Origin of the sequence: Acaryochloris marina MBIC11017 (assembly GCF_000018105.1) — a bacterium.
Classification (GTDB): domain Bacteria; phylum Cyanobacteriota; class Cyanobacteriia; order Thermosynechococcales; family Thermosynechococcaceae; genus Acaryochloris; species Acaryochloris marina.
The window spans coordinates 1,433,525-1,459,857 of the sequence record NC_009925.1; the positions used below are offsets into that span (position 1 = coordinate 1,433,525).

Annotated in this window: 26 protein-coding genes; 14 read left to right on the forward strand and 12 right to left on the reverse strand. The window is 47.2% G+C overall.

What is annotated here, in order from left to right; translation table 11 throughout:
* Nucleotides 1-32: 32 nt before the first annotated feature.
* Nucleotides 33-1,511: an alpha/beta hydrolase gene (locus tag AM1_RS06440; protein ID WP_012162002.1), complete on the reverse strand. Its 1,479-nt coding sequence runs from the start codon at nucleotides 1,509-1,511 to the stop codon at nucleotides 33-35.
* A 198-nt stretch (nucleotides 1,512-1,709) separates the two neighbouring features.
* On the opposite strand from AM1_RS06440, the gene AM1_RS06445 reads away from it, so the two are divergent.
* Entirely contained in the window at nucleotides 1,710-1,901 is a 192-nt protein-coding gene (locus AM1_RS06445; RefSeq protein ID WP_041659277.1) for a cold-shock protein, read from the forward strand.
* A 211-nt stretch (nucleotides 1,902-2,112) separates the two neighbouring features.
* On the opposite strand, the gene AM1_RS06450 is transcribed toward AM1_RS06445, so the two are convergent.
* Together AM1_RS06450 and bchL are read right to left on the reverse strand one after the other, a co-directional pair.
* Nucleotides 2,113-3,525 (reverse strand): ferredoxin:protochlorophyllide reductase (ATP-dependent) subunit N, encoded by a 1,413-nt coding sequence (locus tag AM1_RS06450; RefSeq protein WP_012162003.1) that lies wholly within the window; start codon nucleotides 3,523-3,525, stop codon nucleotides 2,113-2,115.
* 91 nt (nucleotides 3,526-3,616) lie between these two features.
* Nucleotides 3,617-4,477 (reverse strand): ferredoxin:protochlorophyllide reductase (ATP-dependent) iron-sulfur ATP-binding protein, encoded by an 861-nt coding sequence (bchL, locus tag AM1_RS06455; protein WP_010468480.1) that lies wholly within the window; start codon nucleotides 4,475-4,477, stop codon nucleotides 3,617-3,619.
* 1,126 nt (nucleotides 4,478-5,603) lie between these two features.
* On the opposite strand from bchL, the gene AM1_RS06460 reads away from it, so the two are divergent.
* From AM1_RS06460 to AM1_RS06475, 4 genes are all read left to right on the forward strand, one after another.
* Nucleotides 5,604-6,131, forward strand: coding sequence for an SRPBCC family protein (locus tag AM1_RS06460; protein ID WP_012162006.1), 528 nt, complete (start codon nucleotides 5,604-5,606; stop codon nucleotides 6,129-6,131).
* A gap of 187 nt (nucleotides 6,132-6,318) precedes the next feature.
* Nucleotides 6,319-7,392 carry an Mrp/NBP35 family ATP-binding protein gene (locus AM1_RS06465; protein WP_012162007.1) on the forward strand — a complete coding sequence of 358 codons (1,074 nt, stop codon included), beginning with the start codon at nucleotides 6,319-6,321 and terminating at the stop codon, nucleotides 7,390-7,392.
* Nucleotides 7,393-7,446: 54 nt separating this feature from the next.
* Nucleotides 7,447-8,724, forward strand: coding sequence for a rod shape-determining protein RodA (gene rodA, locus AM1_RS06470; RefSeq protein WP_012162008.1), 1,278 nt, complete (start codon nucleotides 7,447-7,449; stop codon nucleotides 8,722-8,724).
* A gap of 82 nt (nucleotides 8,725-8,806) precedes the next feature.
* Nucleotides 8,807-8,995: an NAD(P)H dehydrogenase subunit NdhS gene (locus tag AM1_RS06475; protein ID WP_010468488.1), complete on the forward strand. Its 189-nt coding sequence runs from the start codon at nucleotides 8,807-8,809 to the stop codon at nucleotides 8,993-8,995.
* 12 nt (nucleotides 8,996-9,007) lie between these two features.
* Here the strand turns inward: AM1_RS06475 and AM1_RS06480 are convergent, their stop codons facing one another.
* From AM1_RS06480 to AM1_RS06490, 3 genes are all read right to left on the reverse strand, one after another.
* Nucleotides 9,008-10,798 (reverse strand): RDD family protein, encoded by a 1,791-nt coding sequence (locus AM1_RS06480; RefSeq protein ID WP_012162009.1) that lies wholly within the window; start codon nucleotides 10,796-10,798, stop codon nucleotides 9,008-9,010.
* A 79-nt stretch (nucleotides 10,799-10,877) separates the two neighbouring features.
* Complete coding sequence (locus AM1_RS06485; protein ID WP_012162010.1) at nucleotides 10,878-11,747, reverse strand: S1 RNA-binding domain-containing protein; 870 nt, start codon at nucleotides 11,745-11,747, stop codon at nucleotides 10,878-10,880.
* 256 nt (nucleotides 11,748-12,003) lie between these two features.
* Nucleotides 12,004-12,678 carry a fasciclin domain-containing protein gene (locus tag AM1_RS06490; protein WP_012162011.1) on the reverse strand — a complete coding sequence of 225 codons (675 nt, stop codon included), beginning with the start codon at nucleotides 12,676-12,678 and terminating at the stop codon, nucleotides 12,004-12,006.
* 453 nt (nucleotides 12,679-13,131) lie between these two features.
* Here AM1_RS06490 and AM1_RS06495 point away from each other — a divergent pair, with 453 nt between their 5' ends.
* Together AM1_RS06495 and AM1_RS06500 are read left to right on the forward strand one after the other, a co-directional pair.
* Complete coding sequence (locus tag AM1_RS06495; RefSeq protein WP_012162012.1) at nucleotides 13,132-13,722, forward strand: hypothetical protein; 591 nt, start codon at nucleotides 13,132-13,134, stop codon at nucleotides 13,720-13,722.
* Nucleotides 13,723-13,807: 85 nt separating this feature from the next.
* On the forward strand, nucleotides 13,808-14,692 hold the full coding sequence (locus AM1_RS06500; protein ID WP_012162013.1) for a hypothetical protein: 885 nt from the start codon (nucleotides 13,808-13,810) through the stop codon (nucleotides 14,690-14,692).
* Between the two features lie 29 nt (nucleotides 14,693-14,721).
* On the opposite strand, the gene AM1_RS06505 is transcribed toward AM1_RS06500, so the two are convergent.
* Together AM1_RS06505 and AM1_RS06510 are read right to left on the reverse strand one after the other, a co-directional pair.
* Nucleotides 14,722-15,000: a hypothetical protein gene (locus AM1_RS06505; protein WP_041659281.1), complete on the reverse strand. Its 279-nt coding sequence runs from the start codon at nucleotides 14,998-15,000 to the stop codon at nucleotides 14,722-14,724.
* A complete protein-coding gene (locus AM1_RS06510; RefSeq protein WP_012162015.1) occupies nucleotides 14,982-15,698 on the reverse strand; it encodes a sulfotransferase family protein in 717 nt (238 codons plus the stop codon). The genes AM1_RS06505 and AM1_RS06510 overlap by 19 nt, the downstream gene beginning before the upstream one ends.
* A 189-nt stretch (nucleotides 15,699-15,887) precedes the next feature.
* Between AM1_RS06510 and AM1_RS06515 the strand changes: the two genes are divergently transcribed.
* Genes AM1_RS06515 through AM1_RS06525 form a run of 3 tightly spaced genes read left to right on the forward strand, consistent with a single transcriptional unit; the run spans nucleotide 15,888 to nucleotide 18,345 of the window.
* Nucleotides 15,888-16,592: a DUF1995 family protein gene (locus AM1_RS06515; RefSeq protein ID WP_012162016.1), complete on the forward strand. Its 705-nt coding sequence runs from the start codon at nucleotides 15,888-15,890 to the stop codon at nucleotides 16,590-16,592.
* A gap of 8 nt (nucleotides 16,593-16,600) precedes the next feature.
* The gene (locus AM1_RS06520) at nucleotides 16,601-17,053 is read left to right on the forward strand and encodes a hypothetical protein (protein WP_012162017.1); all 453 of its coding nucleotides are present in this window, start codon (nucleotides 16,601-16,603) and stop codon (nucleotides 17,051-17,053) included.
* A 29-nt stretch (nucleotides 17,054-17,082) separates the two neighbouring features.
* Complete coding sequence (locus AM1_RS06525; protein ID WP_012162018.1) at nucleotides 17,083-18,345, forward strand: acetylornithine transaminase; 1,263 nt, start codon at nucleotides 17,083-17,085, stop codon at nucleotides 18,343-18,345.
* 93 nt (nucleotides 18,346-18,438) lie between these two features.
* Here the strand turns inward: AM1_RS06525 and AM1_RS06530 are convergent, their stop codons facing one another.
* The 4 genes from AM1_RS06530 to AM1_RS06545 form a co-directional block, all read right to left on the reverse strand.
* A complete protein-coding gene (locus tag AM1_RS06530; RefSeq protein ID WP_012162019.1) occupies nucleotides 18,439-19,269 on the reverse strand; it encodes a hypothetical protein in 831 nt (276 codons plus the stop codon).
* Between the two features lie 142 nt (nucleotides 19,270-19,411).
* On the reverse strand, nucleotides 19,412-20,365 hold the full coding sequence (locus tag AM1_RS06535; RefSeq protein ID WP_012162020.1) for a thermonuclease family protein: 954 nt from the start codon (nucleotides 20,363-20,365) through the stop codon (nucleotides 19,412-19,414).
* A gap of 213 nt (nucleotides 20,366-20,578) precedes the next feature.
* On the reverse strand, nucleotides 20,579-21,046 hold the full coding sequence (locus AM1_RS06540) for an Hsp20/alpha crystallin family protein (protein WP_041659284.1): 468 nt from the start codon (nucleotides 21,044-21,046) through the stop codon (nucleotides 20,579-20,581).
* 344 nt (nucleotides 21,047-21,390) lie between these two features.
* Nucleotides 21,391-22,098, reverse strand: coding sequence for a type 1 glutamine amidotransferase domain-containing protein (locus tag AM1_RS06545; protein WP_148215686.1), 708 nt, complete (start codon nucleotides 22,096-22,098; stop codon nucleotides 21,391-21,393).
* A 481-nt stretch (nucleotides 22,099-22,579) separates the two neighbouring features.
* On the opposite strand from AM1_RS06545, the gene AM1_RS06550 reads away from it, so the two are divergent.
* From AM1_RS06550 to AM1_RS06565, 4 genes are all read left to right on the forward strand, one after another.
* Nucleotides 22,580-24,070: an ATP-binding protein gene (locus AM1_RS06550; protein ID WP_012162025.1), complete on the forward strand. Its 1,491-nt coding sequence runs from the start codon at nucleotides 22,580-22,582 to the stop codon at nucleotides 24,068-24,070.
* Nucleotides 24,071-24,085: 15 nt separating this feature from the next.
* The gene (locus AM1_RS06555; protein WP_012162026.1) at nucleotides 24,086-24,754 is read left to right on the forward strand and encodes a response regulator; all 669 of its coding nucleotides are present in this window, start codon (nucleotides 24,086-24,088) and stop codon (nucleotides 24,752-24,754) included.
* 152 nt (nucleotides 24,755-24,906) lie between these two features.
* Complete coding sequence (locus AM1_RS06560) at nucleotides 24,907-25,482, forward strand: hypothetical protein (protein ID WP_012162027.1); 576 nt, start codon at nucleotides 24,907-24,909, stop codon at nucleotides 25,480-25,482.
* Between the two features lie 347 nt (nucleotides 25,483-25,829).
* Nucleotides 25,830-26,216, forward strand: a complete 387-nt coding sequence (locus tag AM1_RS06565) for a hypothetical protein (RefSeq protein ID WP_012162028.1) — start codon at nucleotides 25,830-25,832, stop codon at nucleotides 26,214-26,216.
* Nucleotides 26,217-26,333: the final 117 nt, after the last annotated feature.

Sequence of the window (26,333 nt, forward strand, 5' to 3'; positions counted from 1 at the left end):
AGAGCCTAGGGTTTACCTTCTGGCTAAAGCCGTTATGCAACGAGGGGAAAGGCAGCAGCCAAAGACCAGCCAAAAAATAATGCACTGCCAATTCCATAACTCCAAGCATTCTTCACATAAACAGCCACAAAAGAGAGGATACCGAAAAAGATCGGGAAGATAGGCAACAGCAGAAAAATAAATCCCAATTGAGGAATCAGACTGATCGTCCAGACTAATCCTGCAATCAGCACAACGGTTTGACCTAGCCACCATAAAATACGCTTGCCGATTCCAATCTCCTGTTGGGCAATGCCTGAAGCCAAAAACCAAGGTAAGCACGCTAAAGACAATAGCGGCCAGAGCTGCAAACGGGCAGGGATAAGCCACCACTGCACCCAAACCACTTGGGCCATAGCCCCAAAGGCAAACCATAAGAGGACAAATACCAGTAATCCCATGCTTACAGTTCTAGCGGGGGAAAACTGACCGTACCAGCGCTTTTTGATCGGCCATAGTCCTTGTACCCCTAGCCATATCAGCCCACCCAAACAGAACCAAATGCCTAGGGCTCCCCCTACTTTTAGGCCACCCAAATTTTCTAACTCTACTCCCCGGCTAATTAGGCTAACCCCAGCAGTGGCGGCTAGGGGGGCAGCCAATAACCCTCCCCAGTTTTGCCAAGGTTTTAGTTTTAGGAATGCTTGCTGGATGGCTGGCGCAGCAAAACAAGGGACAATGGCAGCAAGGGCCATCAAACCACCGATCAGGTGTAAGCCATACCAGCCGATACGTCGGTCCATATAGCTGCTGGTCTTAAATTGGTTAAAGGTTTGGTTTAGCCACTGAAGCGCACTTTGGTGACTGATATCGCTAAACAAGATGGTAATGTGCTCAACTTTAGGCACAACAATCAGCTTTCTTCCCCTGCCCTCGGCTAAGTTTTGATTTTTTCCCCCAGCCGTTTTCAGCAGATTACGAGCACTCTCTACAAATTGGCCTTCTCCACTGCCCACTTGAAGCTGTAAGTTGGCGGGCTTATCAGCCGTCACCTCTGCTCGGGTGGGTGAAACGGCAATGGTAGCGTCGAAGCGATCTCGTTGTTCGATACTGGCCGTCATCACCGCACTACTTCCCATGGAATGTCCCAAAATCGCTAGTCGCTCTGGGTCAACTTCAGGCTGTTCAGTCAAAGCCTGATAAGCAACCTCCAAATCAGGTTGCAGAGTCTCCATGTTCAATGGGGCAGGATTGGCACCATGACCACTAAAATCCCACAAGAGACTGCCATAGCCTGCCTGGGCAAAAGTGTAGCCATATCCCAACATCAATTGCTTAGATCCCGCAAAGCCATGGGCAATTAAAACCCCAGGTACCGGATCACTATTTTTTGGCGCAATGAAGATCATGGGAATATCATTCGCCGTCAAGGAACGAACCACCAGCCCTGAGCGAGCTTTAAAAACGCCGAACCAAGAGATTACAATAAGTATAATTGCTGTAACTAACACCAAAAAACGCTGACGATTCATAAAAAATTGAAGAAAGAACTGATAAACATGGACATTTATTCCGTCTATACCACTGTGTTAGAGTTTTTTCTCCTATAATGTGCTGAGTCTCTGATCCTATGGAATGACTCAGTGTCGAACCCCATAGCCAATTATTGAAGAAGACTTGTACTTCTTGAGAAGGGATACACACAACATCGGCTAACGAAAGAGGAAATAATGGCAAAAGGTAAAGTAAAGTGGTTCGACGCCCAAAAAGGATACGGTTTTATCGAACAAGAAAGTGGTGGGGATCTATTTGTACACCATTCAGCACTCAGTGAAGAATCTTTAGTAGAGGGCCAAACGGTTGAATTCGAAGTAGGCGAAGGCCGCAAGGGCCCTTGCGCTGTAAACGTCAAAACAGTATAGATTTTAAGCGAATAGAAAGGAGAAGGCCTTACAGCCTTCTCCCCTTGAAGAGATATATCCAATCTGTCAGATCGCATTTTATCTACGATGGCTAGATAAACACCTATGGGTCTGACTTCGTTTCTTATTCAATCCAATGCATTTAAATCCATAGCAAAAGTCCTCGGCAGTATTGCCGAGGACTTTTGCTATGGCGGTCAAAGGAGAGACGTTAAACTTTGGCTTCTTCTTTAACCAGTTTGTCCCACCCTAAATCCTTGAGAGAGTTATTCCGGCGCAGCGGACGAGTAACCAGCTCTAGAATGTCTCGGGCATTTGTAAATCCGTGAATTTGAGCAAAGGTAAATTCCACAGACCACTTGGTATTAATACCGCGTGCTTCTAGAGGATTGGCATGGGCCATCCCAGTAATCACCAAATCAACATCATGTTCATAAATGCGCTGAACCTGATTGTAGTTATCGGGCTTTTCGACAATCTTGGGCATGGGAACACCCATATCAATACAGGTCTGCTCAAGGAACTTCAGCTCTGCCCCTTGATAGCGCTTGTCCATGTAAGGAATGCCGATTTCAGGGCAAGTCATACCACAACGGATCAAGAAGCGGGCCAGGGAAACTTCCAGTAAGTTATCTCCCATAAAGAAGACCGATTTCCCACGGATAATCTCAAGATAGTCTTCTAGGTTTGCCCAAATTTTGGCTTCGCGTTCTTCTAATCCTTTAGGTTCAACATCCAGCACTGAACATATCTTTTCAATCCAAGCGCGGGTTCCATCAGGACCAATCGGGAATGGTGCACCGATTAGCTTACACTTGCGTCGTCGCATTAAAGTGGTCGCTGTACGACTGAGGAAAGGATTAACGCCTGCCACATAGTAGCCTTCATCAATAACAGGCAATTCCGTAAATCGCTTAGCGGGGAGCCAGCCATTGACTTTAATCCCTTGCTTCTTCAGTTCCAACGTCAACTGGGTCACCACTGGATCAGGCAGGGAACCAAACATAACCAGCGGAGCATGATCGTGGTATTCAGACTCTTCAGCGACAACCTCTTCTTTCTTCTTGCCGAAATTAAGGAGAGAGGTAATGGCATTGCCACGTTCTTGCTTCTCGGACTCCTCGACCACTGCACTGCCCTTGGGACAGCGATGGGCCATTGCCGCTAGAACGGTGTCTTCCCCTTGGGTAAAAGCGTAGTCAAGTCCGTTAGCTCTGGCAACCACGATAGGAATATCAATCTCACTTTCTAGACGAGGAGCCAACCCTTCGAGATCCATTTTGATAATCTCGGTGGTGCAAGTCCCAATCCAAACAATCACACTGGGGTTGCGGTCACGTTTGATTTGCATGCACAACCGCTTTAGTTCTTCATAGTCATTGAGCTTAGCGGAAATATCTCCTTCTTCCAGCTCAGCCATGGCATAGCGAGGCTCAGCAAAGATCATCACACCCATGGCATTTTGTAAGAAATAGCCACAGGTTTTGGTGCCAATTACGAGGAAGAAACTATCTTCAATTTTCTGATAGAGCCAGGCTACGCAGCTAATGGGACAAAAGGTATGGTAATTCCCAGTTTCGCACTCAAAATCGAGAGCTTGTGGTTGAGCGTCAGCAAGCGTCATAGTTATTAAATCCTTTTCTCAGTTCGGCAGCTATTTAGGGGAGAAACGAGATCACTGCAAGCCATCCCAGCTCACAGTGACCAAATGGCGATTAAACCATCATCAGATCAAGTTCTTCTTCCTCAGTTTTAGGCTGAGTGGGATTGAGGTAGAAATCAGATAGCAGCGCGAAGAGTTCGCGATCTTGGGCATCTTCAGGCACAACACCTTCAGGGCCAGCCAAGATTTGATCAGCAATATTCAGGTAATAATTGCAAACGGGCTCTAGAGAGGGATCACTCTCTGCCATTTCGAACATGGTTTTGCCTTTCACCCGAGACACGCGAATGTCTTCAATTAAAGGCAGAATTTCCAACACAGGCATAGGGACCGAATCAATATATTTGTCGATTAAGTCACGCTTGGAAGTGCGGTTGCCAATCAACCCTGCAAGGCGAAGAGGGTGAGTCCGAGCCTTCTCCCGAACAGAAGCCGCAATCCGGTTTGCTGCAAATAAGGCATCAAAACCGTTATCAGTAACGATCATGCAGTAGTCCGCATAGTTAAGAGGCGCAGCAAATCCACCGCAAACCACGTCACCCAAGACGTCAAACAGAATGACATCATATTCATCAAACGCGTTGAGTTCTTTGAGAAGCTTGACCGTCTCTCCAACGACATAACCGCCGCAGCCTGCGCCCGCAGGGGGACCACCCGCCTCTACACAGTCGACCCCACCAAACCCCTTGTAGATGACGTCTTCAGGCCAGACATCTTCATAGTGGTAGTCTTTCTCTTGCAGTGTGTCAATGATGGTTGGAATCAAGAAACCCGTCAAAGTGAAGGTGCTGTCATGCTTAGGGTCACAGCCAATTTGTAGAACTTTCTTGCCTCGCTTGGCGAGGGCAACTGAAATGTTGCAACTGGTTGTAGATTTACCAATTCCGCCTTTTCCGTAAACTGCAAGTTTCACAGTGGGTATTCTCCTAATGGTTGTGATTGAAGCAGCGAGCACCGAATGTTTTTGATTCAGTCAGTCGCAAACGCCAGATGTATTAACTGAAGCTCTGAATGAATTATTGTCCATATCTAGGCGATTGGAAAGGAGTTAAAGTCTTCAAAATGAGATTAAAAGGCTTATTTTTAGAATTTATTAGATTAAAGTAGATATTAATTCACTTAAAATTATTTCCAATCAATATTAAAATCTAAAATTAAAATATAATTTTAGATTTTATAAAAATAGGTACAACAGACAAAAAATAAAATTGCCATCAACTTGCGAATCGAATAAAAAAATTCACCTAGATGGCATCTGTAAAGAGTCCAATCACAATGGTCCAATCCAAACAGATGCCAAGAAGGCTTAAGACGCTCCATTGAAGGCTCTGCCAGGTAGGATTGGCATACACACTTCAAGCTAGCAATTAGGTATAGCCCTCTAATCCGCACTATATAGACATAGGCATTCATCTCATCAATTCAAGATGGAGAAGTGGCTGCGGTTCGGATTTAGTATGGATATCTGAACCATAAGAGCACCACGCTGATAATGGTTAGAGTCCAGGCATAGCAACCCTTAATGGATTTAAAGGGTCGGAGAAAAAGATTCAATTTGGGTCTTCACAGTCTTAGCTCAAGCCCTGTAATACTCAGGTCAGTGAGCCCTGTATGAACACCCAATCAACGGCCAGGGGTCTACTTGATCCTGATCTGGAGAAACTTGGGATTGTTACGATTAATAAATTTTTCCCTTTTGACCGACATACGAGGAATTGGTTCCTATAAATCCCGTAGTTACCAGGCAGTAATGGGAATCGTCTATCCAGGCCATTGAGTCAATAGCGAACCCGACATCTGTACTTTTGCACAACCAAAGACTAATTTTCTTTGGCAAATCGTTAAATTCGCCACTGGTCCTCTCAAGATGGGGATAAGCTAATTCCTAAGGATTTACTGAACTAGCATCTCAACTCGGATCCCGATAGGATGAATTTAAGACTGAATGAGCCGTCATCTTCAGGTCAATTCAGGTCCTTGAGCCTTGCGAAAAACTATCCCCTGAATCCCATGTTCATCAACCCCCTAGGAGAGCTGTTTTGACCCCTCAATGGTTGCTTAAGTTCAACATCTGGAAGCGACGCCAACCCAGCTGGTCCTTGGTAAAAAGCTACGAAGCGATTAGCTCGGCATCGGTGGATTCCATCTGGCGCAAAGTTGTTGATTTGGCAGATGTATCTTGGCATCCATTGATTACCAGCACCAATGTCCCCTATGGTTTGGTTCCTAAGCCTGGTCTGATTTATCAGGCAGTGAGTCGAATGGTACCCTTACCGTTTCGCATTTTTGTTGAGCGAGTCAACCCTGGCGAACTGGTCAGTTTCCGCATTATTGCATTACCCGGAGTCGAGGAAAGAGTGGTGTATCGGGTCGAGTCCAGCATTTGTGGGACCTGTGTCTCTTATTCGGTGATGATGCGAGGCTGGTTGTCGCCCCTCGTATGGTCCATGATGCAAAGACATGCAGAAAAGGTGGCCCAACGGCTAGCAGAAGCCGCAGAGAACGAGACCTTGCAATCTGTTTCTGGCTATTTACCAGCTCGAAAGAATACCTGCTTTGACTTTTAGCGCCCTCACTGCTGGTCTTTACGTCCTGAACTATCTCATTTTCAATGGGAGGGTAAAGGGGGAGCAATGTTACCAATTACCACAGTCAGAGGCTACTCACTGATGATTCAGTCATTCCGCGAGGATGAAGCTATTCCTCCAAAATTGATACAGTAAGAACCGATAAGAAACTCTGATAAAGAACACTATGCCCGACACGATAGCCCCTTCAACCGCAAAAATTTTGGAGGTCTTGCAACCGGTTCAAGATCCTGAACTTCAAAAAAGTCTGGTGGATCTAAATATGATCCGCAACGTAAAAGTTGAGAATGGCATCGCAACCTTTACGTTGGTGCTGACAACCCCCGCTTGCCCCCTGAAGGAAATGATTGTCGATGACTGCAAAAAAGCGGTTCAGGCATTGCCAGGCATTGAGTCCGTAGAGGTGGAAGTCACCGCAGAAACACCCCAGCAAAAGAGTGTGCCTGATCGTACTGGAGTGCCTGGAGTTAAAAATATTATTGCGGTTTCCAGCGGTAAAGGTGGGGTGGGTAAAAGCACGGTCGCCGTCAATATTGCCGCTGCCTTAGCCCAGTCTGGCGCAAGTGTAGGCATGATTGATGCCGATATTTATGGCCCCAATGTACCCACCATGTTGGGCTTAGAAGATGCCGTAGTCGAGGTCCGCAAAGAGGCGCAGGGAGATGTGATGGAACCTGCGATCGCACAAGGTATCAAACTCGTCTCCATGGGCTTTTTGATCGACAAAGATCAGCCGGTCATTTGGCGAGGTCCCATGTTAAACGGGATTATTCGCCAATTTCTCTACCAAGTGGATTGGGGGACCTTAGATTATCTGATTATTGATTTACCCCCCGGCACCGGAGACGCCCAACTTACCCTGGCCCAGGCAGTACCCATGGCAGGGGTGGTAATTGTCAGTACGCCCCAAAATGTTGCGCTCTTAGATGCCCGCAAGGGACTGAAAATGTTCCAACAGTTGGGCGTGCCCGTATTGGGAGTCGTGGAAAACATGAGTTACTTTATCCCCCCTGATCGGCCTGAAACCCAATACGATATTTTCGGTTCTGGAGGTGGTGAAAAGATCTCCAAGGAATTAGGCGTTCCTTTAATTGGCTGTGTGCCTCTAGAGATTCCGGTCCGAGAAGGCGGAGATCAAGGGAAACCGATTGTCCTCAATGGCTCATCTGCGTCTGCCCAAGCGTTCCAAAAAATTGCGACGGAGGTGGCAGCGAAGGTTTCGGTCGCGGCTTTGACTTAAGTTGTTAGTTTAAGACCACTGCTTTTCATACAGCCTTTAAGTTCCGATTCTTCCATGCTCATCAATAAAACGCTGCGCAAATGGTTTCCCTGGCGAACCTGGATTCAGCCTTGGGACAATATCGACCGCTGGTTGCTGCTGTTAGCGATTGGGTTAACCGTGTTTGGCGGCATTTTAATTCGAAGTACCCAAGCCACTCAGGGTTGGACGGATTGGCTCCAACACTGGACCATTGGAGCGATTGGGGTGGCCATTGCTATGACGATTGCCACCTGGCCCTATCAAATTTTATTGAGTTTGCATTGGCTGATATATGCGGTGACGAACTTGTCCTTGATCGCCGTTATCGCCATCGGAACTAGCGAACTGGGGGCTCAGCGATGGATCTCCGTTGCCGGTTTTAATGTGCAGCCATCTGAATTTGCCAAAGTGGGGGTCATTATTTCCCTGGCAGCCCTACTTCACCATCGACCCGCCACTAAGCTATCGTCAGTACTTCAGATTCTAGCCATTACTTTTGTGCCTTGGGCGTTAGTGCTAGTACAGCCCGACTTAGGAACATCTCTAGTGTTTGCGGCCATTACCCTAGGCATGATGTATTGGGCCAATGCCAATTTGGGATGGATTGTGCTGCTCTTTTCTCCCTTAATTTCCGGCATTTTATTCAATATCCCCCCCACTTCCCATTGGTTATGGATTATTTGGGCGATTTGGTTGGTGACGATTGCGTTTATCGGTTGGCTCAGCATCCCTGTTCGGATGATCGGGGGACTTGGCGCTCTGTTGATTAATTTAGGCTCTGGTGTTTTGGGTAGAGTCGCTTGGGGATTTCTCCAGGATTATCAAAAAGCGCGGATTATCTTGTTTCTCGACCCTGAGCAAGATCCTTTGGGTGGCGGCTATCACCTCATTCAATCTCGGATTGCCATTGGCTCCGGGCAGTTGTGGGGTCGAGGGCTGGACCAAGGCACCCAAACTGGGTTGAGTTTTATCCCGGAACAGCATACGGATTTTATTTTTTCAGCTGCGGGTGAGCAATTTGGCTTTGTCGGCAGTTTGCTTTTGATTGTCGCCATTTGGCTATTATGCATGCGCCTAATCTTTGTGGCGTTGAATGCGGAAGACGATTTTGGCTCTTTAATCGCCATCGGTGTGCTGTCGATGGTTATTTTTCAGGTCTTTGTGAACATTAGTATGACCATCGGCCTGGCCCCTGTGACGGGAATTCCTTTGCCTTGGCTAAGCTATGGTCGTTCAGCCCTGTTGACGAACTTTATTGCCATAGGGCTGGTGGAATCCGTGGCCAACCATCGTAAAAAACGCAGATTTTAGCAGCTCCCCCGCGAAGGGGAATTAGTCCACTATGATAAAAAAGCTATTGTGATGCAGTTAAGGTCTAAAACGAATGAGCGCCATGATTTTGCCCGGTTCATCAGTTCGCGTTGTGAATACGGGTGATACCTATTTTGGATTTGAAGGCCAGGTCCAACGGGTTGCAGACGGTCAGGCCGCCGTTATTTTTGATGGGGGCAACTGGACCAAGATTGTCACGTTTCGCCTGCCCGAGTTAGAAATTGTCAAACGAGGCAAGGGCAAGAAGTAAGGCTAGCAAGGCCTAGGACTGGTTGGCTTGTTGACAGGCCAAGTAGGTTGCTTCGACTAATTCCAGATCATCTAAGCCTAATGCGAGGGGCTGGTTGTTTTGCCCCAGAAGGTTCCGAATTTGGTCGGCGAGTTTAGTGGTGATTTGCGATCGCATCCGTGATGCAAGCTGCGATCGATATCCAAGAAAATCTCGCAACGTCAGAAATTGATCTGGCGTAATCGTTCTGAGCTGAGGATTTGCCACCAACTCTGCAGCCAGATGAGATATGCCGGGCGAAACATCAAAAGGTTGTTGAGTCTCATCAGCCCCCTGTCGCTGATCCTGAACAACTAATGTGCCAGCCACCAAATCACCTAAACGTTTTTCTGATGAGGTGACCGCAATCCGGATGACACCGATAAAGAAGAAAAACACATCAATACTGCTGAGCAAACTGCGAATACTACTTTCCCTAAGCCCCACCGGCCGTCCTGTATCTCGAACCACTCGGATTTTAGCGATTCTTTTACCTGGCGTTTGACCTCGCCATAGTGTTTCAAAGGCGATGAAATAGCAGTTGGATAAGGCAAATGTCAAAAATGTGGCAATTGCTTCGATCCATTGATCGAGTTCACCTTGTTCGAAGGCCACACTAGCATTATTCAGAATGGGAACAAGGATAGTGAGATAAAGAATCGAACCAAAATACCAAAATAGAATGATACCAACCCACAGCAGTAGCTGATCAATGGCCCAGGCAAGGGCTCGACTCCCAATTCCACCGAGTGCTAGATCGAGTTCGATACTTTCTGGTGTTTGCAAAATAACCCGTCGTAAATGGTTTTGCGGATTGGTGGCCGTGATATCAAGATCAAACGTTAGCCCCTCGTTGCGACTGCGTAAATCGTAATAAATGACAGCTTTGATCGCTTGATAAATCGGGAAAGCTACAATCGCAATAAATAAAATTGCAAAAATACTAAAAATAGACAAAAACATACTCACCGAGAAGGGAGGGATTAATAGCAATCCACAAATCATGACAATGGCTAGAGATTGCCACCCCTGCCCTCGGGTCAGCTGCCAGCTCCGTCGAATCGCGTCTCGAGCCGAGACATCCTCAAAAGCAATAACAACATCAAATAACCACAATCGAGCAATAAAGTAGCTAAAGAATAAGAACAGTCCTAGATAGAACAATAAAACCAGAACAATAATCGTAATCAGAGTTAGCAGAGCAGAAGAAAAATCTTGCTCAGGCAACGAAAAGAAATCAACAAAATCTTGGTCGCGGATAGACAAGAAAAAGCCTCTCAGGATTAAACCCAGAATAAATGCCAAGCCAAAATATAGTCCGACCAGGGCCAACCAGAATAACACTTCTCCACGAAAGAACCGCCATACGCGTGGAAATAGTCGTTTTTGAATGTCTTCCTTCGTTTCACTGCGGCTGACAAGTTTATTGAAAATAAGCTGGGAGAGTACACCGCCAATGGCCGTCTTCCGCCCCCGGCCAAAGGCCAACATCGGTAGAGTAAATAGCAGCGCCAAGATCCCCAGTTCGGCCCAATTGGACAACCCAATCGTTTGGCCAATAACAGTCCCAACGCCTGCGCATAAAGATGCGCCCAACCCTGTTAAGAACAGCCAGAGATAGGACTGTAAGCTGGTTGTTATATAATCATCACTTTTTTCGCGAAAAAGCTGAATAGCGACGGTTACGATATTTCCAGCCGTCAGAGCAGAATGGATGCGATGACTGTTCGTGAAGCCCTGCCCATAGGCAGATCCTCCAGCATTATTCGGTATATTCTCAGCCATAGATATAGGCGGGCATCAATTGAAGACAATAGCTAGGATGCCCTAGTTTCAGCAAGACCGAGGAGAACAGACAGAAAATTTATTGCTGACGCATTTTTTCTAGATAGCGATTCGCTCGAATCTCGGCCTCTGCCATCACCTGCTCCATGCTATCTACAATTTCTCCTGGGCGATTCTCCAACACTTTGGTTGACAAAGACACTCGCCCCCGTCCAGGGTCTAGATCCAGCACAATCGCTTTGATGGGTTCTCCAATCTTCAGGACTGCACTGAGATTAGGGACAAAGTTTTGGCTCACTTCTTTAATATGCAGTAATCCAGTCAATCCATCTAATTTAATAAAAGCGCCAAAGGGCTTGAGGTCAGAGACGGTACCACTGACCAATTGCCCGATTTCCAATTCACCAATACGGCTGGATTGTTCAGCCATCCGGTTCGACAACACCAGCTTTTTGCGATCGGGATCGACTTCCAAAAAGGTGACCGTCAACTGACTGCCAATTTGTCCTTCTAAGTTATCTCGGTCTAACAGATGAGACCGAGGGATAAATCCCCGCAGGCCTTCAACATCAGCCGTTACACCACCTTTGTTAACCCCTGTTATGGTGACCTGAACACTTTGGCTTTGAGATTGCAACTCTAATAATTTTGTCCAAAGATGCTTCAATTCCAAACGGCGAATCGACAACGTTACTTGGCCATTAGCATCCTGACCTTTAATGATCAAAAACTCACGCTCTTCATCTAAAGGAACTATTTCTTCCAGAGAGAATTGTTTACGAAGAGAGGCTTCTTGGCTAGGGAGAAAAGCTGTGGCTTTACCCCCGATATCGATATAGGCACCATCACTGTCGTAATTAACAGTTTTTCCCTGCACTGTTTGTCCCACTTCAAAAGAATAATCATGTTGGGACAGTGCTTTAGCAAAATCGTCGGCTGAGAATGACAAGGTATCTTCCGGGCAGTCTAAAACATCTATGGCTACAATCTTATAGCAAGTACCAAAGATGCAAATACAAAATTATTGTGAGTTTTTGGAACTCAAATTTTAACCGCAAGAAATGTGAGAAATATTGTTGGGACGCTATTCACCCGTTCGACCTTGCAATCCAGAAAATTTCAACCAAAAAGGCCAGGATTAGATCCCAGCCTTTTTACAATTAACGATTTGATTCGAGGGTTAGATATTGAATCCAGGACTCACTTTAGAGATCGGGAGGGAGCAAAACCTTATCAATCACATGAATCACACCATTGCTTCCCATCACATCAGCCTGAACGACATTAGCATTGTTAACTGTGACTGCGCCGGATTCAACGGTCACTTTTACGGGTGCACCTGCAACGGTTGACACATCTCCAGACTCTAAATCGGTCGAGACAGCTTTTGCCGGTACAACATGATAAGTCAGAATTTTAACCAACTTATCTTTGTTCTCAGGCTTAAGCAGAGTATCCACTGTGCCAGCAGGTAGAGCAGCAAAGGCTTCTTCTGTAGGTGCAAAGACGGTAAAGGGTCCTTCGCCTGATAGGGTTTCTGCTAATTCTGCAGCTTTGATAGCTGCGACTAAGGTCTTAAAGGAGTCATTCGCACTGGCAACTTCAACAATGGTGCCTTCTGCACTAGCGTCAGAGGAGTCTTCCATTTCTGCACTAGGTGCTTCAGAATCCATTGCTTCAGCAGGGACAGTTTCCTCAGCGGCAGCGGAAGCAGCCTCACCGGTACACCGAGAGTTAAGGGGAAAGTGCTTACAGAGCACTTTCATGATTGCTGGGCTTAATTCAGCAGGAGCTTCAGAGCCACTGGTTTGAGCGGAAGCAATACTGGTAGTAGTAGCCAGGAGAAATAGGCTAATAATTGATAAACACTTGGTTTTCATTTGGACACACAAAACGCTACTGAACGAGAACAGCAATGATCATTAGAAGACCAAGCTGAAAAGTAAGGGATCACGATGATCCTCTACAAAACTTTATGAACTAACTTGTCTAAATATTAAAGCAAAATTAGCTTGAATAATTATTGTTGCATTTTTAGGGAGATTTGTTCCCCAAAAATGAGATTCAAAGGCAGGAAATAAGTAATAATTTTATTTCTACAAAACAATAATCACATCTACATCCTTAATGTGAAGCGCGAAGAACTAAAATCTCTATTTTTATCGCTTTTAAGCGAGAAATAGAGGAAAAAGATCGACTAAAAGCTGTCCAAAGCGAGGATTCGTAGCTGTTCACGGTATTAATTTTCGTAAGACCCCCTAGAAAGTTGTCGGCCTTCTCCTAGACAATGCAACAGATATCCTAACGACACTACTTTTTTATGGAGGTCTCTAATGCTCCCCACTCGGTGGTTGAGACGACTTGCTCCTATGCTTGTCGGCTTGATATTTCTAGTGACCGCTTGTTCATCTGCCCCCAATAAATATGACCAGGTACAAAAAGACACGACTGGTTTTGGAAAGCCTGCTGCTGTTAGTAAAGAGGCTCAAAAAGGTGGCACATTCAATCAATTTTTTCCCAAGAGTGAAGGAGACTTTGATGTTGTTCCATCCCAAGAAAAGAAGGGATTTGCTGCTTACAAACTCAATAAAGATGGGGCCACTTTAGCCACCCTCAGTATCAATGACACCATCAGCTTGCCAGCGGCAGTTACAAAATACAGCACTGCAACAGAGAACATTGCCGGTTATCCCAGTGTGAATCAGGGCACAACCGCTACTGGCTTACTCGTCAATGGTCGGTACCAAGTCAAAGTTTTATCGAAAAGCACCTCTTTTTCCCAAACCGATCGGGTGGACTGGTTACAGAAGTTTGATCTAAAAGGATTGGCTGAACTAGAAGTGGCAGACAACAAGAGTTCGGATGCAAAGCAGTCTCCGAACGCGCCCCCCGCACTTAACCCAGTTCTGCAGCCAGCGGCTTAAGTTGGCATTCAGAGTCATCTTGACTACATAAATGTAGGCCAAGTCCTTATCCAAAATAGTGTTGGCAGATATTGAGGAGCCAGTCATGAGTAAGAAAATTTATGAATTAGTGGATAAGCTGCCCAAAGGGGGCATCACAGTGATGGCCCTCAAGTCCTTAGATAAGTTTGTACCGGGGCAATGGGACAACCTAGTGGGCTTTGATCACACCATTAAAACTGTCACTGGGGAAACGGATCCGGCGATGGTTCAGGCCATTGGTGAACGGGCCATTACTTTGTTTAATGACAAGGGAGAGGGTTACCAGCGAGCCTTATGGTTGTACCAGTCGGTGGACTCCGCATCAGGCATGTTGGGAACGGCCGCCCTCGCCAATCGGTTGGGGCAAGATACGTTTTTAGGCTTTTTGAAGAATATTACCCCTAAGCCAGAAAAAGCCCAGACCATTGATTTGAGCGTCAAATTGGTCACTGAGGTTGTAGCGTTCTGCCATATCAACGGTATTCCTGGAGATAGTCTGGGGGATTTTCTCAAATCCTTGGGAGACTATAGTGGCGAATCGATTATGCGCATGGCTGCTTTAGTATCCTTCGATGGCGTCATTCCCTTGGGAGCGGAGTTTTCTTCAAAGGTGTTGTCCAGTATTAAAGGCATGAGCCCTTCAGACTTAGACAACAACCGCACCTTTAAGGGGGTCAAAGATGCCATTCCAGGGGATAACTCCAAGGGCAAGTTGGCTTTTATCACTGAGAGTTTTGAGTCTACCCAGGGATGGATGGATAAGTTTGTCGCTGAGAAAGGGATTACCCAGGGTGGAGTGGTAGATGGGCTATCCCGATTCATTGAGGGGTCCCAAAGCAAGCTCGATTACCTGGGAGCCTTTCTGGATATTTCCGCCAAGTACTACGAGCATACAGGCGTACAAACCCTAGCTCGAAGGTTAATTGAACGATCGTTCGCTGAGTTGTAGGTCCCAATGGCTGCAAGGTCAACTTCAACCTAGGGGGTCGACCTTGCAGCTGGATCTTTGCCAACAATGGTGAGAACTTTCTGGGGGGGAAAAATTCTTTTCCCCAGATTAGGTGACCCGTTCAGCCCGATGAGGGGGCCATGGCCTGGAATAATCTTGGTTTCGCTATTTGCGATCGCAAGGATGCACTCAATCGCCTCAATCAAACCGTACTGCCCTCGCGAAAAGACCCGCTTTAAATGAGTAGCCGGTTCCGCTAGCCCTAAGTTGAGAGGATTGAGCCGTTTGTTTAGGCAAAGGATCGGCAATGGGCAAGCAAGGTTCTATAGTCATCATCACACAGCTCAACAATGCTGGCAGCTTCTGCAGGATCGAGTTCTTGTTGCCAGCGATGTGCGCCTTTGATGGATAAATCGCTCTGATGCTTGTTTCGAGTCGGTCCTAATTGTTGCCTAGCAGCAGAGGCGATATCAGATGTACGGATCGGCAGACCCAGGTGTTGGCATAGCCCTTGCAAGGTTTGTTGAGGCGTTTGGTAGATCTCAACATAGTCAATTAGAGTCAGACGCTCTGGAACACCATTGATGGCCTGAAGTGCTTGTTGAGCATAGGTGCAAAAAGCTAAAGAGACCCCGTGCCAGAGAGACTCATGGGGACCAAAGCGTTGATTATCCGCCATCGTGGTCACTGTTGGATCGGAGGATTTTTGGGCTTCGGCTATAGAGCAATAGACATCCCTCGGATCGCGAACCAAATAGACAATTTGAGTTTGAGGGAAATCTTCAAGGATGCAATCTAAGCACTCCCCCATCCGGGGACATTTAACGATCTCGGCTTGTGCCAGTTCCTGATGATAGTCGCTAACCTGCCGATAGGCCTTCGCCATATTTGGATGAAAAATCGCCCATTGCGGATCGTCCAACAATTGAAGATGGGTCATGGTCGCTAGCAGCCTGGCCGTGGCGCTAGTGCCTGAACGATGAAGCCCCGTCACTAAAATTTGCACGAATAATTCGCCGATTCAGCCTGAACGATGATCACGATCTGAACATATCAAGAATCCGGCAATTGAACGAGACCTGAGCGTACCGATTTGGTTTGGGGGGACTTATAGGTCAAAATAGTGAGGGGCACCTTGTGGCCCTGAGGATTGACCTCAGTTCAACCTAGTCTATTGTTCCGGTGAGAAGTGCAGATGGTCTTTCCCGATTCTTTGGAAACGTCAATATCCCAAGCCGTTGAGGCAACGAAATCTGCGATCGCAGATCACAAAACCCTGCTACAGATTGAGATTGCCATCCCCGAACTTAAGCCCTTACCCGTCGCCCAGCAATATCTCAGCCAACTGCCCAATCTAGGTGAGAACGTTAAAGTCTTTTTCTCTGATACGGGGGCAGCCGCTTTAGCCCGTCATCAATGGAAAGATATTTCCTACGAGTTGCGAGGAATTGAAGAATTAATAGACCCAGTGCAGCCCGAAAATGATGCCTTTGTTTTTATTGCCCCCACCCCCGTAGAAGTGGGTAAGGTAGAGCAAATCTGTAGTCAGGCGGGTGATCGCGTCTGTATTTTGCTAAATCCCAAGCTAGAAGATGTTTCCATTGTCGGGATTGGCATGGCCGGACGGACCCTGCGAGAGCGATTCCTCAACAATATTGAATCTTGTTATTCTTTTCTGCCTTTAGAACGGGGAGCCGTGATTCGGTCCTACCCCAGCGAGTGGCAGATTTGGTGGGCCGAGGGGGAAGAAGATGAGCACCAGATTCTGGCCACAGAAGAAAGCCGTCCTTCAGGCGAACGGATCGGTCAGCTTTTGGCGTCATCGACGACAACGGAAGACAACCGTAAACCCGGTCTGTTGGACAATATGCAGCAATTTTGGAAAGCCCTTACTCAGTAATCCTCCCCATGATTTCTCCTCGACGACTCATGTACGAGCAGTCCGTGGTTTATCGCGGACATCTGATCATTCCCTATATCTATAGTGAGATTGCCCAAACCCCTATCTATGCCTATCGCTTGTTGTCTGAACTTAGTAGCCGCAGTGAATGGCATCGAGCCAATAACCCGGCAGGCCTGCACTCCAGTCGCATAGAAGGCATTTTGGATATTGCTCAGGAGCATTTAGAGGCGGAGGTGTCCGCTATTCCCACCATGGATTACTTTAAACAGCGCTATATCTACAAGCAGAACCTGGTGATTATTTCAGAGATTGCGGGCAAATTCTTTTACGATCACTATCCACCCACTCGGCTAAATAATATTGCCGCTCCCAAGATTTTTGCCAGTGAATTAGCCTGTATTAATTGGGTCAAAGCTGGATTGGATCGCAACTTACAAAAATCTGCCTCTACAATGTAAGTCAACCTTTCGTCCGTGCAGGAGTGCTTGTGAGCCCTACTGAACTTGCTCAAGATCCGTCTGCGGTATCCGCTCAATCCTTTAGTGCCACCAACTTTGATCAGGATGTAATGACCACTTACGGTCGTTTCCCCATCGCCCTAGAGCGAGGACAAGGTTGTCGCGTCTGGGACACAGATGGGCAAGAGTATCTAGATTTTGTCGCCGGGATTGCCACCTGCACCTTGGGCCATGCTCATCCTGCCCTAGTGGCAGCAGTTACGGCCCAAATTCAAACCCTCCACCATGTCTCTAATCTGTATTACATCCCCCCACAGGGTGATCTCGCCCATTGGCTGACCCAGCACTCCTGTGCCGATCGCGCCTTTTTCTGTAATTCAGGGGCGGAGGCCAACGAAGGGGCAATCAAACTAGCCCGGAAGTATGCCCATACAGTTTTGAATATTGAGCAGCCGATCATCTTGACGGCGGATGCTAGCTTTCATGGCCGGACCCTAGCCACTATTACCGCTACCGCACAGCCGAAGTATCAAAAGAATTTTGATCCGCTGGTGCCTGGATTTGTGTATGTGCCGTTTAACGATTTGGCCGCCCTCAAGGATAAAATCGCCACCTTAGATCACGACCAACGACGAGTTGCAGCTATCCTCCTAGAACCTTTGCAGGGAGAAGGAGGGGTGCGCCCCGGACAACTGGAATACTTCCAAGGCGTACGCCAGATTTGCGATCAGACTGGAATCTTGCTGATTCTGGATGAGGTTCAGGTCGGCATTGGCCGAACCGGAAAACTCTGGGGGTATCAGAATCTAGGTATTGAACCCGATGTGTTTACCCTAGCGAAAGGGTTGGCGGGGGGCATCCCAATTGGGGCCATGCTCAGCAAAGAATTTTGCAGTGTTTTACAACCGGGAGACCATGCCAGCACCTTTGGGGGAAATCCCTTTGTCTGTGCTGCGGCCCTAGCCGTCCTCGATACGCTGGAAACTGAAAATTTACTAGACAATTCCGCCCAGCGAGGAGAACAGTTACGGGCAGGACTGCATACGATTCAATCCCAATATCCAAACCTAATTGCTGAAGTTCGAGGATGGGGGCTGATTAATGGCTTGGTTTTGAAGGATGAGATTGAACTTACTTCGATTGAAGTGATTAAAGCAGCGATGGAAGCAGGTTTACTACTCGTTCCAGCTGGCCCCAAGGTTGTTCGCTTCGTGCCTCCCTTAGTCGTTAGTGAGGGAGAGGTGGATAAAGCTCTGCAAACCGTCCGAAAAGTGTTGGCTGAACTGGGTTAAAGCGGTCAGGGATATTGCACTATCCCTCTGTGCCTGGTTTGCTTTGGCAGAGGAAATGTTGGCGATCTAGCCATTCCCAAAGAGAAGCGAATATCACCTTTTTTGGAACTTCACGGCAATAACTGCATAGTGACGTGGACCAAAATTCCAATGCCAGGGGCCAACGGGTTCTAGGCTAGCCACCTGCTGGCTGAGAACCGGATCTTGACCAAAGAGATTGACGATTGCAGCGGGATTTACACCATGGAAGAAATTTCCCTGTCGAATCAGCTGCACCAGCACCTGACTTAGGTTTTGTGTGGGAACACTGGCCAATGGCGGATAGGAATCCGAAGAAACCACATCTGTAACCAGCACCCCCCAACCACCTGAGTTCAAAAGCTTTAGCAACAAGCGCAAATGCCCCAAACGAATAGCTTGAATTACCTCCACGAACTGAGGATGATCTTCACCTATCGTATCCACAATACTTTTAATCAACTGGCTCAAGAGACAGGTTGAGGCCACCACGTCAAAAGGACCTGGGAGTTGTCCAAGGCAGTGAGTTGGAGCATCAATACAGGCAGCAATATCCGTTTTTGAAAGGGGTGTATTGGGGGACCAGTGGGAAATCGGATCAATCATTCCGGTTAAATCAATCCCACTGTGCAAGTAGATATGACCCTGATCTGCGAGATTTTGCTTGGCTACTCCCTGGGCTAAGGCATCCCCATCAAGGTCTACTAGATGAATCTCTGGGTGGGAATGGATCAGAGTCGTCAAATCCAGATCATTACAATTGCCAGCACCCAAAATACATAGACGAGACGAGTCCGAGCCATACTTCAACAACGACGTGACTTGATTGCGATGTTCTGAAAAGGCATCCCAAGCATTATTGCTACTGCGATTAAAGGCAATTTGGCGCTGAATTAGTGAGTTCATGGATAGTGCTATCTCAGGCTAAAAATTCTCCCGCAGCAGGTTGGGATTGTTTGACGGAGTAACGTTTCACTCTCCCCATCACATTCCGTATGTCACACAACATCCATCTAGTATCTGCCTAGATGAGTTGGGCAAAGCGTCATTAGGCTGAAGCTAACTTATCCACTTTTCTCAGGGGTGTTATAGCAGACAACACGGGTTCATCCATAATCTGAGATGTTGATTTAATCGTGATTTGGGGATTTTTATTGAACATCCGTAATTGTCCGGCCACATAGGCATAACTCCGCTTAGGCGCATTATCCATACTGAAGTATCGATTATTCAACAGATTCACAATGGCTTTGCCTGTGGGAGATTCCGTGTTGGGAATATATAGACTAAAGGGCTGTTTGACCGAGCCAATCTCGATTCGGGCACTCGTGGCAGTGATACGGCGGAGCGATCGCAACTCCGTAAACACCACAACCTTCTGCTGATGCTGGGCTCTTGCCACAATCTCTTCAAAGTCTAATCGGGAGTTGAGCAAGTCTGGCTGGTGAGCTTTATATTGACGGAACCCATCGATAATTTCGGCTCTGAGACTCCACCAAATCCCTAAAGCGGCATAATTATGGATTTTTTCGCCATTGACCGCTAATTGGTCCCAAACTCCCAAATTTTCCTGCTGGGCATCTCGTTCTGCCTGTTGATACCGCTGATGATACTCAGGAAATGCAGCATTGCCATATTTATTGAAATAGGGGCTGTATCCTTCGCGAATCATCACTTCTTGATAATCTACCCCCTGTTTGTGAATCAGCAAGAGCGGACGACCATAATTGTCTTGATAACGGCGATGACAAATGTCTGCGGGTTCCGTGCCAGGATATTCCAAAGTCACCTGATCCTGAGGCTGAAAAAACCTCTCGGCTCGTTCTTTAGCCTGTTGGCCCCAGGGAGTAATGATCTTATTACTGCCCGAATTCGATTCTTCTGTTTCAAGGTTGAGTAGACGCAGGGACTTCTCTTGGTCTAAATAGGGCAGCAGAACTCGAATGGTATCGCCATCAACCACCCGGACAACGGTTGCTTCTATAGTAGTTCCCAGAAACATAACAAGGGCGTTCTGTTTGTAAGTCAGTCATAGCAGATATTGAGAATTTATACCTAGCTTCCAGGGGGCTTCCTCATGAATATTTACCTGACGGCCTATACCCCCATCAAAAATTCACGCAAAAAAAACCTCGAGGAGCATTTTACCCCTCGAGGCAGGTATTACTAGAACTCGGTCCAGTCAATCGTTAGACCCAAGAGAGAGAGCTGGCGGTTAGGCATCGTCAGCTGCATCAATCGCAGGTGACTCGCCAGTCAAGTTAACCTTCACCACTTTGTGTTGTTCGGCTTCAACCTTGGGCAGGGTGAGGGTGAGCAAACCTTGCTCAAAGGATGCATCTACTTTGGTGTTTTGCACTTCCACCGGCAGCTTGGTGGCCCGTTGGAACTGTCCATAACGGATGTCAGAGTAGAGGCGCTTGGCATCTTCTGGTAGGTCCTCGGCATGGCGCTGACCTGACAGGGAAACGGACTTTCGAGTCACCTGAATATCCAAATCGTCCGCCTTAACCCCTGGCAAGAAGGCTTTGAGGACCAGGGCATTGCCTTGGTCCCAGACTTCAATTGCAGGGGACCAATTGACGGTGGACGTGTCCGTATCCAACATACCGTCAAAGAGGCGATCGAGTTGATGACGGATCGCATCTGCTTCTTCAATCGGATTCCAGTAACGAATCATCATAGTTTTGTACCTCGCATTGGCTGTTATCAGTGAAGCGGTAACAACCGCTCTGTTTGTTTCGTTACATCCAATATGCAATACCCAAGGGGTGATCGAAAATCATGAGAACCCTATACAGGATGGAGAGAAATCCTCCCCTCATTCCTAGGTCTAGCTCAGAAAAATTGCGGAGAACCGCCCAAAGATATCGGTTCTCCGCAATTTTGAATCTTCTTGCCGCTTTCAACTTATATTGATCGTTTTACTTTGACCGCATGATCAAGTGAACAGTGCTGTCCAATCGCCATCACTCTCTTCCTACCCCATGAAAGGGAGGAGCCTGAACAATGGAAGGTGAATCGCCTTTAGTGTGAATCATCAAAGTCTAAATCCAACGCCTTTAAGACTAAACCCGCCGTTTGGAAACCAGAATTTCTTTGCTGGCCAGTAATCAAGTTTCCGTCCTGCATTGCAAATGGTGTGAAAGCAGAACTCGCCACAAATTTTGCACCGCGTTTTTTGGCCTCCTCTTCTAGAACGAAAGGAACCATCATCGGGCCAACGTTTTGATCCATCCACTGCTCTTCTTTCTTGGAGAATCCCGTGATCATTTTGCCTTGAATCAACGGTTCGCCATTATCCAAGGTGGCATTTAGGAGTAAGCAAGCACCTCGACAGAGGGTCGCGCTCGGTTTCTCGTCTTGGTAAAAGCTGACAAATAAATCGGTTAAAGCCTGGTCTTCCGGGAAAGTGTAGAGGGTTCCCTGACCGCCACAAACAAAGATGGCATCATAGTCGTGCGTATTGAGATCTGCGATCGCAGGGGTATTCGATAGCTGATCCGTAAACGTCGATTGCGTTAGGTATTTTGCTGAGAGGATATCTAACGATGAGAATCCCGATGAATCACGGGGGTCACTCAGGGCGTCAAGTTCAACAGGACCACCCTGGGAACTGGCGATGGTTACCTGACAGCCAGCAGCTTTGAACACATCGTAAGGATGGATCAGTTCAGCAGCCCAAATCCCCACAGGTTTGCCGGTGGTGCTGGTAGCTGAGTTAGAAACGATCATTAAGATGTGCTTTGACATTTTGAAAAGTAATGGGGATAGGGTTGATGGGTTAGTTCTGAACAGTGGTTCAAATAGTTATTTCAGCAATTCTTTTTGAGTTAGTTATGTTTTGACGAATCAAATCGAACATTTTTATTTGCTGATAGTATTAATATGGCTACTTTGCACTGACAGTCACAACTGTCTACTGGTTATTTCTTAGAGGGTAAAAGGCTAGTCTTCAGGTATCATCCACCTGGATATCCACCGGTATCATTGGCTGTTTTGGGCAGACTATTTCCCACGTATACAGGCTTGTTGAACGGTAACGGCTCTCGATGTCTAAGGAGCCATAAAGAAAGAACTGAGTAGAGCAATAGCTATAAGTGTGGTCTGGGCTTCTGGGGGGAAACCTAAGAGGATTAACCCCTGTTTCAGATCACAGCAAAGCCCTGTAAATTGTCTGTAAGTCACGGGTTGGGCAGTTGCTAAGACGATTGAAATGGTTTCCTTTTTAAAAAAGCGATTATTTGCACCGTTATACGTCAGTTTGACGGTGCTTATTTTGCTGTTACTAACCCAAGAAGGGTTAAGCTTAGTCGTCAATATTCAGAAGCAACGCAACGTCAACCGTATCACCCAAACCTTCAAAATTAAGCGAGAAAGTGAGCGTTTACTTAGAGCCGCTCTAGAAGAAAAAGTGGCCCTTCGTGGATACTTGCTCAACAAAGATAAAGAATTTCTCCAACAGTATCGAGATGGTCGAACTGCTTTTAGCACCAGCCTAGATCGCTTATCCAATCTCCTCCAAGATGATCCGTCTCTCAAGGATAATTTAGGCGACATTTACACCTTCCATTCCCAATGGGAAGATCAATTTGTGCAGCCCGTCTTGTCCGGCTCCTTTGAACTTGAGGACTTATCCCAGCTGGGGTCATTGGATACGTTACGAGGCACGATTGATGGCATTTTGCTGTACGAAAAGGGACTTTTAAACGCACAAAATAGGCGGCTAGCCCACTTGGAATGGCTCAATCAGCTGAGTTTCGTATTGAGTGGTCTCAGCATTGGCGTGATTACGATTGGCAGTGTTGGCAACTTTGGACTCCTGCGCCGTCGAATGGTTTCTCCGATTCAACACCTGATGAAAGTCGGTCAAGCCTGGAAAACAGGTCAACTCGAGGTCCAAATCACCCATACCTCAGAAGATGAAATGGGCCAACTCGCCATCATTCTCAATGATATGGCCCAAGATATTCGCAATCGACAAGAAAAGATTCAGCAACGAAACCAACAGCTTGAAGATTTAATCCGCACCTTCTCCCATGATTTACGTACCCCATTACTCGCCAATCGCAGTACCTTACATGCCATGGTCGGCGGGGCTTTTGGCGACGTTAGTGACTCCTTCAAAGAGATATTGGGGGAATCTCAAGACGCCAATGACAACCTGATTAAGCTGGTGGAAACCCTGCTCGATATTAGTCGCTACGAAGCCGAGGGAAGTCGTATCCTCAATCGAGAGCGGTTGAATTGGCATAAGATTTGCGATCGCGTCACCCTTTGGATTCAGCAAAGCACCCAAGACAGATGTCACTTAAAAACTGATATTAAATCCAACTTGCCTGATGCGATTGGGGATGCCATTGAAATTCAACGGGTTCTCCTTAATTTGGTCGAAAATGCCGTACGCTTAAGCGACCAGGGCAAAACCATTCGGATCGAGGTCCTGTCATCCCAACCTAGCCAGGTTCAAGTTGCCGTCCGTGATCACGGGCCGGGGCTGAAGGAGAAAGATGCGAAACACTTATTTCGACGATTTTCTCAAGGAACCGGTCGCCAAGGTCGAGCGGGGTTGGGACTGTACCTTTGTCGTCAAATTATTGAAGCTCATGGAGGGAAGATTTGGGTAGAAAGCACCATCGGTCAGGGCGCGACGTTCTGGTTCTCGCTGCCTATCGAGGCTTCACCATCACTCAACGGTACGGCCTAAACCCAAGAGGTTATCATGTCTGAGCAACCGATTCACTTACTCCTCGTAGAAGACCATGCCCTGATGCGGATGGGGCTAAAAGGGCAATTTAGTTTAGAGTCCGATTTTGAAGTGATCGGCGAGGCCGAAAATGGTCAACAGGCGATTGACTTAGCGGCACAGCTTCAACCCAATATCGTCCTGATGGATATTGAACTGCCTATTTTGGATGGCATCTCTGCCACCCAAAAAATTAAAGCGACCTGCCCAGATATCCGAGTTCTGGCCCTAAGCGCCTTTGGTAAAGACAATCAAGTGGTCGGCATGCTCGCCGCTGGGGCTGATGGGTACTGCTTAAAAAGTATTGATTGGCAGCAATTACTAGCCGTCATTCGCTTAATTCAAGGGGGAGGGACCTACTTAGATCCTCAAATCGCCCATAAGCTAGCCTCCATGCTAAAGTCTGCAAACACCCCCACAACCGCACCTGCCCATCGACAAACTGCTCCGGCAACCGTACTTAGTGATCGAGAGCGAGAAGTTCTGCAGTTAATCAGTGAAGGCTGCTCCAATCAAGAAATTGCCAACCAGCTGTATCTATCCCTCGGAACCATCAAGTCCTATGTACGGATGATTTTGAATAAGTTAAGCGTGGATGACCGGGTTCAAGCTGCAGCAAAAGCCGTTCGAGAAGGGTTGATCTAACTTCATCCAATTAGGCGGATATCCAGGTGGATACTACTGGTCTAGGTGCAAAACTAGTCAGTAGATAGTAGGCGAAAAAATCAGCGTTCGGCAAACTGTAAAACACGTCAAGCCGTGCTCAAAGATTAATCGTTCAAAGGAATACCCTCTTCATGCCCTTTCAATTCAACGCGTGGGTGGCGTTTGCCCTGGGAGGCGTGTTAGGTAGCTTACTCACCAGCTATACCCATCAAGTCAGCTTCACCCCGCCAACACCTGCTTCCCCGATTACCCAGGAGGAAATTCTTCAGGCTCAAAAAGAGTGGGGAGATGCCATTGTCAGGATCGGTAAAGCTCATGGCAACAACGCTGCCTATCAAATATTAGCGGAAAATATTGTCGACGCTCTTTATGCCTATGATGAGGGACCTATCCTGTTTAAGCCCACCAAAGCCGCCAAGAAGCAATTTCGGCCCACAGAAGCAGAAGCCATCTCGTACTTTGTGACGGGTATTGTCCCTGAAGATCAAGGATTTGCTCTTCAGCCCTGGAGCAAGGTCCGTTTCGAGAATTCAAAAATTGCCATCGATAGTGATTCGGCGGTTGCCATTGGCAACTACTACTTTACGAATGCTCGCACAGGCCAAGACTTAAAGGTTGAATACACCTTCGGGTATCAAAAAGCGAACAGTGGCAAGCTGTTAATCAACCTCCACCATTCTTCTTTGCCCTATAAGCCATCACCCTAAAAAGCCCCCACTATTCCATTTAAGCTTGAACCGTTGAGCTAGCGGGGACGAAACCTGCAATCTTGAGCGTAAGAATCATCCATTAACCCTACATGGGCTACGTTCATGTTCTATCTCCCTCTCAGGAACTGCGTCCCATCGCCCGTAGATTGATAAGCACGTTTGTCAGCGTTTTAGCAACGGCCCCCCGTATGATTCACATGAACGAACCCTGCTGGGCAGCATAACAGTACAAGGCCTATCCAGGTTATAGACAACACTGGAATCATGGCTGGAGAAAATAGACTTTTGTGACTGTATGGGGGCATCAATTGAAACACCGATGTTTATGTACAATGGCACTCTTGATGGCTTGCAGCCATGCAGGAAGTCAAAAGCCTCAAAGCCATAATGTATCGACTACTTCGCCACCTGGACAGGCTACCCCCCAGATTAAAATAGCGAATCCCCTGGCCGACGAAGAAGCCATTCGTGCCACTCTGCTACAGTCCCTTGCCCCTACAGCACAAGTGGAGCGTATCGTGATTTCGGATGCATATGCTTTAGCCAGATGGATTGATGGGCCTACAGGAGGGTTAGCCACCTTGAAACGTATCAACTCTGAATGGACCCTCCACTCGACTGGCACAAGGGGATGGCCACCCATAGAGATTTTTGCTAAAGAGCGAGGAATGACTATTCCTGAGGCCGAGAAGCTGCTGGATCAGTATTCTCCCAAGTGGCGTCAATGGTAGGCCGCTCTCCTCAAGATTAGGCAATTCGTATCTGCTGTTGACCTCTTCAGGCATCAACAACATCAAGCTGATCACGGTCTAAGCTGATTGGGTAGATCGATGGTAGCAATCGATTTA